12 protein-coding genes and 1 riboswitch are annotated in these 13,691 nt (G+C 43.4%); of the genes, 5 read left to right on the forward strand and 7 right to left on the reverse strand.

The annotated features are described in order from the left end of the window. Positions 1-76: 76 nt before the first annotated feature. A complete protein-coding gene (locus AB5935_RS08035) occupies positions 77-976 on the reverse strand; it encodes a diaminopimelate dehydrogenase (RefSeq protein ID WP_007831351.1) in 900 nt (299 codons plus the stop codon). A 175-nt stretch (positions 977-1,151) separates the two neighbouring features. Between AB5935_RS08035 and ruvA the strand changes: the two genes are divergently transcribed. Then, positions 1,152-1,745 (forward strand): Holliday junction branch migration protein RuvA, encoded by a 594-nt coding sequence (gene ruvA / locus AB5935_RS08040; protein ID WP_007842202.1) that lies wholly within the window; start codon positions 1,152-1,154, stop codon positions 1,743-1,745. Positions 1,746-1,830: 85 nt separating this feature from the next. On the opposite strand, the gene AB5935_RS08045 is transcribed toward ruvA, so the two are convergent. After that, complete coding sequence (locus AB5935_RS08045) at positions 1,831-2,655, reverse strand: hypothetical protein (RefSeq protein ID WP_007831347.1); 825 nt, start codon at positions 2,653-2,655, stop codon at positions 1,831-1,833. 17 nt (positions 2,656-2,672) lie between these two features. On the opposite strand from AB5935_RS08045, the gene AB5935_RS08050 reads away from it, so the two are divergent. The 4 genes from AB5935_RS08050 to nrdG all read left to right on the forward strand — a co-directional run bounded on the left by AB5935_RS08050 (position 2,673) and on the right by nrdG (position 7,850). Then, entirely contained in the window at positions 2,673-4,175 is a 1,503-nt protein-coding gene (locus AB5935_RS08050) for a CCA tRNA nucleotidyltransferase (protein WP_007851143.1), read from the forward strand. 4 nt (positions 4,176-4,179) lie between these two features. Further along, positions 4,180-4,815 (forward strand): PAQR family membrane homeostasis protein TrhA, encoded by a 636-nt coding sequence (trhA, locus tag AB5935_RS08055; protein WP_007831343.1) that lies wholly within the window; start codon positions 4,180-4,182, stop codon positions 4,813-4,815. A gap of 81 nt (positions 4,816-4,896) precedes the next feature. Further along, positions 4,897-5,080: riboswitch (cobalamin riboswitch) on the forward strand. Between the two features lie 29 nt (positions 5,081-5,109). Then, positions 5,110-7,386: an anaerobic ribonucleoside triphosphate reductase gene (locus AB5935_RS08060; protein WP_007842195.1), complete on the forward strand. Its 2,277-nt coding sequence runs from the start codon at positions 5,110-5,112 to the stop codon at positions 7,384-7,386. A gap of 5 nt (positions 7,387-7,391) precedes the next feature. Then, positions 7,392-7,850: an anaerobic ribonucleoside-triphosphate reductase activating protein gene (gene nrdG / locus AB5935_RS08065; RefSeq protein WP_007831339.1), complete on the forward strand. Its 459-nt coding sequence runs from the start codon at positions 7,392-7,394 to the stop codon at positions 7,848-7,850. 570 nt (positions 7,851-8,420) lie between these two features. On the opposite strand, the gene rseP is transcribed toward nrdG, so the two are convergent. From rseP to murA, 5 genes are read right to left on the reverse strand one after another with little or no spacing between them, the layout of a single operon-like run. Next, positions 8,421-9,764: an RIP metalloprotease RseP gene (gene rseP, locus AB5935_RS08070; protein WP_007831337.1), complete on the reverse strand. Its 1,344-nt coding sequence runs from the start codon at positions 9,762-9,764 to the stop codon at positions 8,421-8,423. Positions 9,765-9,820: 56 nt separating this feature from the next. Continuing rightward, a complete protein-coding gene (locus AB5935_RS08075) occupies positions 9,821-10,969 on the reverse strand; it encodes a 1-deoxy-D-xylulose-5-phosphate reductoisomerase (RefSeq protein WP_007831332.1) in 1,149 nt (382 codons plus the stop codon). Positions 10,970-10,976: 7 nt separating this feature from the next. Then, positions 10,977-11,834: a M23 family metallopeptidase gene (locus AB5935_RS08080; protein WP_005839236.1), complete on the reverse strand. Its 858-nt coding sequence runs from the start codon at positions 11,832-11,834 to the stop codon at positions 10,977-10,979. Between the two features lie 18 nt (positions 11,835-11,852). Next, positions 11,853-12,371 carry a ribosome maturation factor RimM gene (rimM, locus tag AB5935_RS08085; protein ID WP_007831330.1) on the reverse strand — a complete coding sequence of 173 codons (519 nt, stop codon included), beginning with the start codon at positions 12,369-12,371 and terminating at the stop codon, positions 11,853-11,855. Positions 12,372-12,382: 11 nt separating this feature from the next. After that, the gene (murA, locus tag AB5935_RS08090; RefSeq protein ID WP_007851149.1) at positions 12,383-13,687 is read right to left on the reverse strand and encodes a UDP-N-acetylglucosamine 1-carboxyvinyltransferase; all 1,305 of its coding nucleotides are present in this window, start codon (positions 13,685-13,687) and stop codon (positions 12,383-12,385) included. Between the last annotated feature and the right edge of the window lie 4 nt (positions 13,688-13,691).

A 13,691-nucleotide genomic window follows, 5' to 3' on the forward strand; every position in this document is an offset into this window, starting at 1 on the left:
GAAATAAAAAAAACTCTTCTCCGAAATAAAACGGAGAAGAGATTTTCAGAATATCGTTCTTTTTGAGGAAACCTCTTTATACCAAATGCGCAATCAGTTCCTCACGGTCGCCGCACAGCAGATCAATTACAGGAACTTCAATCATGGTATAACATCCGGGCTGCTGTTTCATGGAGGCACGTGCCACGCAAACCAGCACCTGTGCGGTAAGAGCCGGATTATTAATCTTCATGTCAAACTCGAACAACTGATTATGGGTCTTGCCCGATACCCCTTTACGAACCAGGTTAACGCCATGACCCACGTCATTCAAATCGTCCACACATGGAACTTGTTTTACATGTGTCTCGTCATTTACAAAATAAGGATCCGACTTGATGGCGGCTTCCACAGTCTTGAAGTCCGCACCTTCCTCCAGTTCCACATACACCATACGGCGATGGATACCGGTACCCACAGGAATAGTCATGGACAAAGCATCCTTCACTCCATCAATGGCACGGACTGCTACGGAATGCCCCATGCTGCGTCCCGGACCGAAATTGGTATAAGTAATGCCCTTCGGAGCGATGGCTTCCAACAGTGTACGAACTACAGAATCGCTTCCCGGATCCCATCCGGCAGAAATAATAGCGACAGCCTTACCGGCCTTTGCCGACTCATCCAATGAACGGCGGAGAGAAGTGATTTGTGTATGAATGTCGAAACTATCTACCGTATTGATACCCATTGCCAGAATCTCTTTAGCATATTTTTCCACGCTACGGGTCGGAGTAGCCAGCACAGCCACATCCACATCTTTCAATTCCTTTATATCTTTCACCACAGCGTATGCTTCCAACTCGGCAGGCTTGTTTTCCGCACCGCTACGACGGACGATACCTGCAATCTCAAAATCGGGAGCAGCTTCCAAAGCCTCCACTACATACTGACCAATGTTACCGTATCCAACCACGGCCGCTCTTATTTTTCTCATCTTTTATTGGGTTTAGTTTACTATTATCTGTTAATTCGCTGCAAAAATAAACATTTTGCCTCATTTTTTTGTTCACTACGACCTAATAATTTAAAAATATTCTTGCCGAACTTATAATTTAAAAGATAGATGTCCTATTTTTGCAAAGAACTGTAAATTTTCAAATGAAACAACCATGATAGAATATATTAAAGGAGACATTGCGGAGATTACTCCGGCAACGGTAGTTTTAGACTGTAACGGGATGGGATATGGCATCAATATCTCATTGAATACGTATTCGGCCATTCAGAATCAGAGCAATACGAAATTATATATTTATGAAGCGATCCGGGAAGACGCCTACGTACTCTACGGATTCTCGACCAAGCAGGAACGGGAGTTATTTTTGTTACTGATTTCCGTATCGGGCATCGGCGGCAACACGGCACGTATGATTCTGTCGGCTTTATCCCCTTCCGAACTGTGCGGAGTAATCAGTTCCGGTAATGACAAGTTATTGAAAACGGTGAAAGGCATCGGCCTGAAAACTGCCCAACGCATCATAGTAGACTTAAAGGACAAGATCGCCACTTCGGGCGTGGAAACAGTGAACAGTGAAATGTTTGCCAATCCGGCCAATACAGAAATTCATGACGAGGCTGTCTCCGCACTCACCATGCTGGGATTCGCACAAGCCGCATCACAAAAGGTAGTGGCTGCCATACTGAAAGAGGAGCCTGCCGCCCCGGTAGAGAAAGTGATCAAGCTGGCCTTGAAGCGATTGTAAGGGCTATACATGAAACAAGGGACACGGACAATGCGGACTTTGGGGAATCTTTTCAAAATCCGCTTTGTTTGTGTTCCGATTTACATCACTTCTCTTCCTCCTGTTCCTGCATTTTGCGGGTTACAAACTCTATTTTCAAGTTCGCTTCTTTCTTATCTTTACGGATTTGTTCCATGCCGGACAGGATGCGCGCCAATTCTGTTAATTCTGCAATCGCCTTACGGTCATTGGGTTGCATAGCCGTTTTATAAGTACGGTCTCCGATAAACTGAAGTTGGATATTCTTATCTTTGTTCGCTACAATAAAAGCGATAACGCCGCCGTCTTCCCCCATCTTATAATCGGCCTTCTCGATTGCACGGCCCAAGTCAGTGGTTTCATAGCTGTCTTTCGAGGCGGGAGTTTCGGCAAAGGTATCCCCCACACTCACTTTCACCGCCGTGTGATGCAACGTGCCTCCTGCACAATAAATAGAGGTAAGGGACATTTCCCCCTGCTCGTTCACTTGTCCGCGCAAGAATGAACGGCCTATATTCTTTTCTACCGTCTGGGTAGGATAAAAATAGTTACCCACCTCCTGATATGCAGTATCTTTCTCAAGAACAAAATTACCTTTGACGGAATCCAGCTGAGCTTGTCTCACCACCATCATGCTATCCAGGTAAATCAGACTTTTCTGCTGTTCTTTCAAATCCACCTGCTGCATCAGCTTGACTCCCTGTTTTCTGGCTTCAAACGCTTTCGGATAAAGGATGCGGATACTGTCTATCTGCAATTTGGCCTCATTAAAGTTCTCTTTTTCCAAAGCCGCTTCAGCCTTACGCAAATTTTCTTGCGCTTTCTTCTCGCCGCCATCATCACAACCGGCCAGCAACAAGGCAAATAATGCTACTAATCCTATCTTTTTCATGTACTTGATCGTTTTATATGCAGGCAAAAATACAATTTAATTGCGTGATTTCTCCTTATCCTGCGCAAAAAATCGTAAATTTGCCCCTCTTTAAGATGAATATGGAACTAAAAGAACATTTTAATAATAAGATATTCAAGTTAATCTCCGAAACGGCAGACGAACTGGGATTGGAATGTTACGTTGTAGGAGGTTATGTACGAGATATATTTTTGGCACGTCCCTCTAAGGATATAGACGTTGTAGTAGTAGGAAGCGGAATTGAAATGGCACAAGCCCTCGGCAAGAAGCTGGGACGCGGAGCACACGTTTCTGTTTTTAAGAATTTCGGCACGGCACAAGTTAAATACCATGACACGGAAGTGGAGTTTGTCGGTGCCCGTAAAGAGTCGTACAGCCATGACAGCCGTAAGCCCGTAGTAGAGGACGGCACCTTGGAGGACGACCAAAACCGGCGCGATTTTACGATCAATGCCATGGCAGTGTGCCTGAACAAAGCACGTTTCGGTGAATTGGTAGATCCTTTTAATGGACTGGACGATTTGAAAGAGAGAACTATCCGTACGCCGCTGGACCCGGACATCACTTTCAGTGACGATCCGCTCCGCATGATGCGTTGTGTCCGGTTTGCCACACAACTGAATTTCTATATTGATGACACCACTTTCGAAGCACTGTCACGTAACAAGGAACGCATTCATATTATCTCCAAAGAGCGCATCGCCGACGAGTTGAACAAGATCTTGCTCGCCCCCATACCGTCCAAAGGCTTTATAGAACTGGACCGCTGCGGACTGTTACCTTTGATTTTTCCTGAACTGGTAGCGTTGCAAGGAGTGGAAACCCGGAACGGCCGTGCCCATAAAGATAACTTCTACCATACCTTGGAAGTTGTGGACAATATTTCCAAACATACCGACAACCTATGGCTACGTTGGGCCACTCTGTTGCATGATATAGGCAAGCCACGTACCAAACGCTGGGAACCACGTATAGGATGGACTTTCCATAATCATAACTTTATCGGTGAGAAAATGATTCCGGACCTCTTCCGCAAGATGAAACTGCCCATGAATGAGAAGATGAAATATGTCCAAAAGTTAGTCAGCCTGCACATGCGTCCCATTGTTATCGCAGATGATGTAGTAACTGATTCCGCCGTGCGACGTCTGCTTTTTGAAGCCGGAGATGATATTGACGACTTGATGATGCTGTGCGAAGCGGACATCACTTCAAAAAATGAAGCACGAAAACAAAAATTCCTGGATAACTTCAAACTGGTACGCCAGAAACTGAAAGACCTGGAAGAAAAAGACCGGATACGCAATTTCCAACCTCCGGTAGACGGAGAAGAAATTATGCGGATATTCGACCTGCAGCCCTGCCGTGAAATAGGCAGTCTGAAAAGTTCTATCAAGGATGCCATACTGGATGGAATCATCCCTAATGAACATGATGCTGCTTTAGAACACATGTTGAAGAAAGCAAAAAGCATGGGATTAACACCCAAAAACTTATAAGAAATTGACCATACACTATACCAAAGGAGAAGAGTGGGCCAATACCCTGTCACATGGTGTTGGTATCCTGATAGGTATCGCCGGCGGCGGTTATCTGTTGCTTACTGCCATGAAAAGTGGCAATCCGTGGGCAACAGGTGGCATGTGGCTCTATCTATTCGGTATGCTGTCTTCCTATATCAGCTCCACCTGGTATCATGCCAGCAAACCATCTCCTCACCGCGAAGTGTTGCGCAAATTCGATCATGCTTCGATTTATCTGCATATCGCAGGAAGCTATTCCCCCATCATGCTGATAGCCTTGCGGGAAGCAGATTATTGGGGATGGGGAATTCTTAGTTTCGTATGGCTATGCGCCCTCGCCGGGATCATTCTATGTTTTTGTAACCTGAAAGAACATAGCAACCTGGAAACAATTTGTTATATAGCCATGGGATGCAGCATTTTTGTAGGTTTCAAGCCGCTCTGCCAACATGTACCTCCTGTTTTTATTTATTGGTTAATCGGCGAAGGAGTGTCTTACATCACCGGAGCTGTCTTTTATTCCTTCCCCCAATTGCCCTATATGCACTCTGTTTTCCATCTGTTTGTATTAGGAGGAACAATCTGCCATATGATGGCATTGTGGTACATTTTATAACCCTCCCATCTTCAATAAGTTATCCGTTTTGGAAAACTTTTATTTATTTTTTAAACAGAAAGTTTCCCAAAATGTTATACCTTTGTAGCCGTCCGACAAGGTGAAGTTAACCCCTTCTAAGAGGGAATGCCGTGAAAATCAGCAACAGTACCCGCTGCTGTAATTCTCGTTGAACTGAAACAATATGCCACTACAAAACTATTTGCGGGAAGGCGTTTTAAGGGAGAGATAAGTCAGAAAACCTGCCTGGAAGGACAGCCAAGTTTTTTAAATTAACAATTAATTTTTCCAACAATGAATTACGCTGAGATTTGTATTATTAAGCGTGATGGAAAGCGGGAAGACTTTTCCATCAGTAAAATTAAAAATGCAATCGGCAAGGCATTCCATGCCTCCGGAATTGACAATGAAGACAAACTGATTGCTGAAATTACCATGCGGGTTATCAGCAATTTTGTATCTCCAACCATCAGTGTGGAAGAGATTCAGGATCTGGTAGAAAAGGAACTGATGAAAGTACGTCCCGAAGTGGCTAAGAAATACATTATTTATCGCGAATGGCGGAATACGGAACGCGACCGTAAAACGCAAATGAAGCACATCATGGACGGCATTGTAGCCATCGACAAAAATGATGTCAACCTGAGTAATGCCAACATGTCCAGCCATACTCCCGCCGGACAGATGATGACTTTTGCCTCGGAAGTTACTAAAGACTATACCTATAAATATTTGTTGCCTAAAAAATATGCCGAAGCGCATCAGTTGGGCGACATACATATACATGATTTGGATTACTATCCCACCAAGACTACCACTTGTATCCAATATGACCTGGATGACTTGTTCGAACGCGGCTTCCGCACTAAAAACGGAAGTATCCGTACTCCACAGTCCATTCAAAGTTATGCCACTCTGGCCACCATCATATTCCAGACAAACCAGAACGAGCAACATGGCGGACAGGCTATCCCCGCCTTCGACTTCTTTATGGCGGAAGGGGTACGGAAGACATTTCGCAAACATCTGAAAACTTTAACCGAGTTTTATATAGAAGTAGAAGGAAAAGAACCCGGAACAGAGGCTCTCAAGAAAATTGAAGAGAAAGCATACGCCATGACGCGCAAAGATACACATCAGGCAATGGAAGGATTCATCCACAACCTGAACACCATGCATTCGCGAGGGGGAAATCAAGTCGTATTCAGTTCCATCAATTATGGAACAGACACTTCTCCCGAAGGCCGCATGGTCATAGAGGAACTGCTGAAAGCTACCATCGAAGGCCTGGGTACCCGTGGCGAAGTACCAGTCTTCCCCATACAGATATTCAAGGTTAAAGACGGAGTATCTTATTCCGAAGAGGACTATAAGAAAGCCATGGAAAATTTCGAAGCGGCACTGGAAGGCAACATGGAATTCCAAGCTCCCAATTTCGACTTGTTTCTGAAAGCTTGCCGTACCACCGCAAAAGCCTTGTTCCCTAATTTTATGTTTTTGGATACTCCTTATAACAAAAATGAGAAATGGGATATCAAGGACCCTAAACGTTACCGCTATGAACTGGCAACTATGGGATGCCGTACCCGCGTATACGAAAATATAGCGGGTGAAAAAAGTTCATTAGGACGTGGCAACCTGTCATTCACCACTATGAATATGCCCCGGCTGGCCATCGAAGCACGCATCAAGGCAGAAAGTCTGGAAGAATCAGGCAAAAAAGAGGCCATAGAAAGAAAAGCAAAAGAAATATTCATAGAAAGTGTACATGCTTTGTCCGAACTAATCGCCGAACAATTGTATGCACGCTACCAGTATCAACGTACAGCCTTGGCACGCCAGTTCCCGTTCATGATGGGGAATGATGTGTGGAAAGGCGGAGGAAAACTTTCGCCCAACGACCAGGTGGGGGATGTATTGCGTCAAGGCACATTGGGGATAGGCTTTATCGGCGGGCACAATGCCATGATGGCTCTTTATGGAGAAGGTCACGCACATAGCCAGAAAGCATGGGATACATTATTCGAAGCCGTTACGGAAATGAATAAAGTGGCAGACGAATACAAACAGAAATATCAGTTGAATTTCTCCGTACTTGCCACGCCTGCCGAAGGACTTTCCGGACGATTCACCCGTATGGACCGCCGCAAATACGGCATCATTCCCGGCGTGACGGATAATGACTATTATGTAAACTCTTTCCACGTAGATGTAAAAGAGCCCATCACCATCACCGAGAAGATAAAACGGGAAGCTCCTTTCCACGCCATTACCCGCGGAGGACATATCACTTACGTAGAACTGGACGGAGAAGCTCAGAAAAATGTAAAAGCCATAGCCAAGATTGTAAAAGTAATGCATGACGAAGGCATTGGATACGGTTCCATCAATCATCCTGTTGATACTTGTCAGGCTTGCGGTTACAAAGGGGTCATTTACGACAAGTGCCCTGTTTGCCAGAGCGAGAATATAATGCGAATGCGTCGCATTACCGGGTATTTGACAGGCGACCTCAGCACTTGGAATTCAGCCAAGCGTGCCGAAGAGCGTGACCGGGTAAAGCATGGATAATCAGCATGAACTTGTTATTTACCTATCCTGAAACAATAGTCGACGGTGAAGGCATCCGCTATTCTATCTATCTAGCCGGATGCCGTCACCATTGTCGCGGTTGCCAGAATCCCGAATCCTGGAACCCATCGGCAGGCACTCCGCTCACACCGGAAAAAATAGAAAAAATTATCTGCGAAATAAATGCTAATCCATTATTGGACGGAATCACCTTTTCCGGTGGAGATCCACTTTATCATCCTCAAGAATTCCTGGCTCTAGTCAAACAGATCAAAGAAGCTACCGGACAAAACATCTGGTGTTATACAGGATATACATTTGAACAAATACAAAACGATGAAATGTTAAAACCGGTACTGGATTATGTGGATGTTATAGTAGACGGACGATTCGAGCCGGATTTGTACTCTCCTTACTTGGAATTTAGGGGAAGCAGTAACCAACGCATCATCCGTGTGCGATAACGCTAAAAGAAATAAAAAAAGGGTGTTTTCTTGATATATATCATGAATTCACCCTTTTTTATGTTTTTCAGCATCTATTTACTTGCTAATATCAAGAAAAGCCGTACCTTTGCAATGTGGTTGTGAAACCAAATATTAAGTTAATAAAGAAAAGAACAAAATTAGGTATTAAGTATTAAGGTAAAGATTTTAATTTAAGGTATTAGATTTAGGTAAAGAAAGATTGATTTAGAAAGGTATTAGCAGCAAGATTTAAGGTAATTAGAAAAAGAAAGTTTTCAGGAAATTAGTTTTATAGGTATTAAAAGAGTTGTTTTTTAGGTACAAGAGAGAGGATAACGCAACTGAGACGAGAAAGATGAAAAGAACCCCATTATGGAGGGGGGTTCTTCAGGATGTGAGCGGGTTTGATAAGAACTTTCGCTCTTTTTTTATGTCTTTTTTTCACCACGGGAGAAAAACAATATAAAAAACGCAGATTTCCGCAAAGATGATTGATTCAATCTTTGCGGAAATCCGTGCCTATCGGCATTATTATAAAAATGCCGTGTCCTTTTCTGTCATGCAAACTTAGAACAAGAATCGCATGATATCATTAAAGTTCGCCCAAATGAGCAAGGCAAACAATAGAAACATACCTACCATCTGCGCATATTCCATAAATTTGTCACTCGGCTTACGACGGGCAATGATTTCATAAAGCAGGAATAATACATGTCCGCCATCCAATGCCGGAATAGGCAGAATATTCATAAACGCAAGGATGATTGACAGAAAAGCAGTCATTTCCCAAAAACGATGCCAATCCCATACTTTCGGAAAAATACTTCCTATCGTTCCAAAACCACCTACACTCTTGGCTCCTTCTTTGGTGAACACATATTTCATATCGTTCACATATCCTTTTAATGTATTTACTCCTAATTGTACCCCTGCAGGAAAAGATTCAAAGAACCCATATTCACGGGTAGTTTCTTTATAATCGGCCAATGAAAGAAATGTTGCCCCCACTCTAAACAGTGAGTCCGTATGCACGGTAACCGTATCACGCAATCCTCCACGAGAATAAACCATTTGCATAGCAACTCCTTTATCTCCGGTAGTTTCCGCATCAGCCTGCATATTATCTAGTTTTTCCACCAATGCATTCCATGAGTTCAACATTTCACCGTTGACCGCAATCAAACTATCTCCCTTCTGTATACCGGCCTTATCCAAGCCACCGCCCGGTATCACCGAGTCAACAACATTAGGAACTAACGCCGTAACAAACATCGGATCATCCTTTGCTATATCCAACAAGCTGATCTCAGGCATATATACTTCGGTTTCCTTTCCATCGCGCGATACAGTCACTGTACGTGCCTCAGCAATATCACGAAGCATATCCATCCCGAAACGCTCCAATGGTTTTTCATCTGCGCGAAGGAGAATATCACCGTCACGGAAGCCTATTTCCCGAGCACGCTCATTAAATTTCATACCATGAGTCATGTCTTGCAGCGACACAAAAGAATCTCCCCAATGGAATAAAATCATGGAATAGATGAAGATAGCCAGCAAGAAATTCATCAAGACACCACCCACCATGATAAGCAGACGCTGCCAAGCCGGTTTTGAACGAAATTCCCATGGTTTAGCAGGCTGTTTCATCTGCTCGGTATCCATAGACTCGTCTATCATACCCGAAATTTTCACATATCCCCCCAAAGGCACCCAGCCAATACCATATTCCGTATCACTGTTCTTCGGTTTGAATTTGAACAAAGAAAACCACGGATCAAAAAATATGTAGAACTTCTCTACTCTTACTTTAAAAAGACGTGAAAAAAGAAAATGTCCTCCCTCATGAATAATGACCAATAATGAAAGGCTCATTATCAATTGAAGGGCACGAATCAAAAATGTTTCCATCTAGCTATTTACTATTTTATAATTTATAATTAACATAATTCTCTGTCAACTACCATTTAAGATGACAAAAGGGATAACGCTACCCGACGTGCCTCAGTATCAGTAGCCACATAGTCTTCATAAGTCGGTTCCTTGATATAAGCAACTTTACCCATAGTCCGTTCTATGACATCACTCATACCCAGGAAAGATATTTTGTCTTTCAGGAAAGCATCCACCACCACTTCATTAGCTGCATTCACTATACAGGGCATATTTCCGGCCCGATACAAAGCCTCGTATGCCAATGCCAAATTACGAAAACGTTTAGTATCAGGCTGTTCAAAAGTCAGGTCTGTTATACGGGCAAAATCCAACCGTTCGAAAGAAGATTTCACACGCTCCGGATACGAAAAAGCATATTGAATAGGCAAACGCATATCGGGCATGCCCAATTGCGCTTTCACGGCCCCATCCTCAAACTGCACCATAGAATGAATGACAGATTGTGGATGAACTACCACTTCAATTTGCTCCGGACGCATTCCGAATAACCATTTAGCCTCAATCACTTCAAACCCCTTGTTCATCATGGAAGCCGAATCAATGGTTATCTTCGCTCCCATTTCCCAATTGGGGTGCTTCAAAGCTTGTGCTTTGGTCACTGTTTGCAACTGCTCCATAGTATAAGTACGAAACGGCCCTCCTGAAGCTGTCAAGATCACTTTCTCCAACCGGTTATTTATTTCCAGGCACTGGAAGATAGCCGAATGTTCCGAATCCACGGGAAGTACAGATGTATGGTACTGATTTGCCAGTGCATTAATCAACTCTCCGGCCACAACCAGCGTTTCTTTATTAGCCAAAGCAATAGCTTTACCTGCCTTTATCGCATTTATAGTAGGACGCAATCCGGCATAACCTACCATAGAAGCCAGTACAATGTCAATAGGCTGTGATTCCACAATTTGAGAGAGCGCATCCGCTCCTGCATATACTTTGATAGGCAGATCACTCAACGCCTCTTTCAATTGAAGGTATTTTTCCTCATTGGCTATCACTACCGCCTCGGGCATGAACTTACGGGCTTGTTCTATCAATAAATCGACCCTGTTATTGGCTGTCAGCGCATAGGCCTCATATAAATCAGGATGTTCCTCTATTACCTGTAAAGCCTGTGTACCGATAGAGCCGGTAGAACCTAATATCGCTATTTGTTTTTTCATAATGTTGTTAAAATACAATGTATTTTGAGGGATCAATCGCACGTCCCTTGTGCCACAATTCGAAATGCAGATGCGGTCCGGTAGTTTTTTCACCGGTATTTCCTACCAATGCAATAGCTTCACCACCTTTCACCGGATCGCCTTCTTTCTTTAATAACGAACCACAATGTTTATATACCGACACAAAATCCTGTCCGTGCTGTATCTGAATAACATAACCGGTTTCTGCTGTATAAGTAGACAAAATCACTGTTCCATCCAATGTTGCCAACACACTTTCATTTGGATTAGCGGCAATATCCACTCCGTAATGCCTGTTCTCCAAGTCAAAATTAGAAGACATCATGCCACGTGTAGGACGATAAAAAATCAATCCGGAAGCGGCATTATTATCATCAACAGCCGTCAGATTATATCGTTCTGATTCTTCATATTGCTTGCGAAACTCTTCTTCCTGCCTGGTACGTTCCATCAAAGAATCAGAACGAAGAATGGTCAGAGAGTCGATAGATTGGACTGTATCAGCTTTTACTTTCCCGCTAAATATATCCTGAATATTCATGATATACATATTCTGCCTCGTCACCACTTGTTGCAATGAATCGGCCCGCAAGGCATTGGTCACCACCTGCGCACGTACCTCACTGTTCATATATCCCGGCAAATAATTACGTAAAGGAGTAAAAACAATAATAGTTGCCGAAATCAGGAAAATTACCGTTACGGCAGACAGCAATACAGACACACCATTGAGTTTGGAAACGTGTAGTCCCACAATCTCCTCCAACGTATTTTCATTGGTAATGGTCAGTTTATACTTAAACTTGAAATTATGCCAAAATGCTTTCCTTCCTTTTTTCTTCATCGTGCGCACCTTCTATATTTATATCAAGCCATCAGGTACTTCGACCGTCAGCAAACGCTTTTTCTTATCCAATTTGGTGATAAATTCCTCGTGGGCAGGCAGCAAAAGTTCCTCACCACCTTTCTCAATGGCAAAAAGGACATTCATCGTACTGTCATCCACCGCCACAATCTCACCCAACTCACCATGATTCACATCTTCTACCTTAAAACCAATAAAATAGTTCCAAGTAGGTATATCATCCGAATCTTCCTCCTCACCGACATATTTCTTCGGGAAATAAACCTCTACATTCGTAAACATACGGGCCTTTTCCGAGGTATCCACCCCTTCCAGTTTGACTAAAGCAGTGGTATCTGAACGAAAACGATACTCTTCAATAAAGAAAGGCACGAAGATACCGTCTAACAAACAGACCAAATACTCACATTCCACACGGTCAAAAATATCATCCGTAAAAGTGAATGAGATTTCTCCTTTTACTCCATGCGGCTTGTTGAATATACCAATCTTGAAAACTTCATCTTTTTTAATCATGATTGATTTCTCTAAATTCTAGTAATACGTGCGCCAAGCGCATTCAAACGCTGGTCTATATTCTGATATCCCCGGTCTATCTGCTCTATATTGTGTATGCGACTGGTACCGTCGGCACTCATTGCCGCTATCAGCAAAGCGATACCGGCACGAATATCGGGTGAAGTCATATTTCCGGCACGAAGCTGGAAATTACGGTCATGCCCTATTACAACGGCACGATGAGGGTCACATAATATAATCTGTGCTCCCATATCTATGAGCTTGTCCACAAAGAACAGGCGGCTTTCAAACATTTTCTGATGAATCAGTACACTGCCTTTCGCCTGTGTAGCCACCACCAGTACCACACTGAGCAGGTCGGGAGTCAACCCCGGCCAGGGAGCATCTGCTATGGTCATAATAGAGCCATCAATAAACGATTCTATCTGATAATGTTCCTGCTCGGGGATAAATAGATCATCCCCCCGCTGTTCCACTCTAATACCTAAACGACGAAAACTTTCTGGAATAATGCCCAAATTTTCATGTGATACATTCTTAATGGTAAGCTCACTTCCTGTCATAGCTGCCATTCCGATAAAACTACCTACTTCAATCATATCAGGCAACACCCGATGAGTACAGCCATGCAGACTTTCCACTCCTTCAATAGTCAGCAAATTAGATGCAATACCGGAAATCTTCGCCCCCATGCTATTCAACATACGACAAAGTTGCTGCAGATAAGGTTCACAAGCTGCGTTATAAATGGTCGTTTTGCCCTTCGCCAGGACAGAAGCCATCACAATATTAGCCGTACCGGTAACCGAAGCTTCATCCAGCAACATATAAGTACCTTTCAAATGCTTTGCGCAAATACTGAAAACACTTCGTTCCTCATCATAATTAAAACAGGCTCCCAACTTCTGAATACCGATAAAGTGAGTGTCCAAACGCCGACGGCCAATCTTGTCACCGCCCGGCTTTGAAATCAAAGCCCTTCCAAAACGGGCAACCAACGGACCAACCAACATGACTGATCCACGCAGACTGGAACATTTCTTTAAGAATTCATCACTCTCCAAGTAGTTCAAATCCACAGTGTCAGCTTTAAATGTATACGAATCAATTCCTGTTTTTGATACCTTGACGCCCATATCACGTAACAACTGAATCAGGTTGTTCACATCCAGAATGTCCGGAATATTAGTCACTGTCACTTCTTCCGAGGTCAACAGAGTGGCACAAAGGATCTGTAACACTTCATTTTTAGCACCTTGCGGGTGTATTTCGCCGTGCAATTTATGTCCTCCTTCAATTACAAACGAAGCCATGGTA

Source organism: Phocaeicola sp. RTP21198st1_B8_RTP21198_201120 (assembly GCF_040929485.1).
In the GTDB taxonomy this organism is placed as follows: Bacteria; Bacteroidota; Bacteroidia; order Bacteroidales; family Bacteroidaceae; genus Phocaeicola; species Phocaeicola dorei.

Coding starts and splice junctions, on each gene's coding strand:
- AB5935_RS08035 (WP_007831351.1), bottom strand. CDS start 976: ATGAGAAAAATAAGAGCGGCCGTGGTTGGATACGGTAACATTGGTCAG.
- ruvA (WP_007842202.1), top strand. CDS start 1,152: ATGATAGAATATATTAAAGGAGACATTGCGGAGATTACTCCGGCAACG.
- AB5935_RS08045 (WP_007831347.1), bottom strand. CDS start 2,655: ATGAAAAAGATAGGATTAGTAGCATTATTTGCCTTGTTGCTGGCCGGT.
- AB5935_RS08050 (WP_007851143.1), top strand. CDS start 2,673: ATGCAGGCAAAAATACAATTTAATTGCGTGATTTCTCCTTATCCTGCG.
- AB5935_RS08060 (WP_007842195.1), top strand. CDS start 5,110: ATGAATTACGCTGAGATTTGTATTATTAAGCGTGATGGAAAGCGGGAA.
- nrdG (WP_007831339.1), top strand. CDS start 7,392: ATGAACTTGTTATTTACCTATCCTGAAACAATAGTCGACGGTGAAGGC.
- rseP (WP_007831337.1), bottom strand. CDS start 9,764: ATGGAAACATTTTTGATTCGTGCCCTTCAATTGATAATGAGCCTTTCA.
- AB5935_RS08075 (WP_007831332.1), bottom strand. CDS start 10,969: ATGAAAAAACAAATAGCGATATTAGGTTCTACCGGCTCTATCGGTACA.
- AB5935_RS08080 (WP_005839236.1), bottom strand. CDS start 11,834: ATGAAGAAAAAAGGAAGGAAAGCATTTTGGCATAATTTCAAGTTTAAG.
- rimM (WP_007831330.1), bottom strand. CDS start 12,371: ATGATTAAAAAAGATGAAGTTTTCAAGATTGGTATATTCAACAAGCCG.
- murA (WP_007851149.1), bottom strand. CDS start 13,687: ATGGCTTCGTTTGTAATTGAAGGAGGACATAAATTGCACGGCGAAATA.